General features: G+C 39.9%; 1 protein-coding gene. It reads left to right on the forward strand.

Features of this window, described 5'->3' with window-relative positions:
• Positions 1-201: 201 nt before the first annotated feature.
• The gene (locus H5088_RS20095; RefSeq protein WP_182754416.1) at positions 202-756 is read left to right on the forward strand and encodes a GNAT family N-acetyltransferase; all 555 of its coding nucleotides are present in this window, start codon (positions 202-204) and stop codon (positions 754-756) included.
• Positions 757-968: the final 212 nt, after the last annotated feature.

The raw sequence follows: 968 nt of genomic DNA on the forward strand, positions 1-968 counted from the left end.
GTGGCGACTGGACAAAAGTGGTTTGGCATTGGTTCTCTGGTTCCATAGTCTGTATTCATTGCGGGCAACGGGTAAATACAAATGGCTTATAACAAGTTGCTTAATTTCGTTCCGGCCACAAAAAGTGTGGCCTCCACTGGACTGCCTACGCTTCGCTGCGGCAGCCAATTAGCAAAGCGTTATATTTCACGGAGAATTTAGGTGCAATTTCCAGAGTTAGAAACTTCTCGTTTAATGCTAACAAGGCTATTGAACGAGGATGCCGATAGTATATTCGAGCTTTTTTCTGATGAAGCTGTCATAGAATACTATGATCTCGAAGCATTCAAAGAGTTGAATCAGGCAACAACACTAATCAACTTTTTTAATTCTCGATTCACTGAAAATTCGGGAATTCGTTGGGCTATTCGTTTAAAGGAAACCAATCAATTAATTGGTACTTGTGGGTTTAACTCTTGGAATTTAAAAATGAAAAATGCTGTTATAGGTTATGATTTAATTCCACAGTTCTGGGCTAAAGGCTACACAACCGAGGCTGTTCATAGAATTGTAAAATCAGCATTTTTAGGCGAGTTACCATGTGGCACGCTTAACCGTATTCAAGGTGATACAGTACCGGGGAATTCAGCTTCAGAAGGACTGTTGTTAAAAGTAGGTTTTAAAGAAGAAGGTGTTCGTCGGCAAAGTGGCTATTGGAAAAATCAATTCCATGATCTTAAGTGTTTTGGCCTGTTAAAGTCCGAATATGAAATATAACAAGTCAAATCACGCGGACTTGTAAATGTCGTCACTTTTTTTGAAAAAACACTCAAAAAAACCGCCAACATTCACAATCCGGTGTTTGAGGCGTTATAAGCCATAGGAAAGATCGGTGTCCAAATCGTTAATAGGCAGACTCGATGTACTCAGCGTTTTTATCGCGTGGTTTCTTTTGATCACATTCTTTCTAGCGTTGGGTTACGGCAAGT

It is taken from the genome of Pseudoalteromonas sp. SR43-3 (assembly GCF_014163875.1).
GTDB classification, from domain to species: Bacteria; Pseudomonadota; Gammaproteobacteria; order Enterobacterales; family Alteromonadaceae; genus Pseudoalteromonas; species Pseudoalteromonas distincta.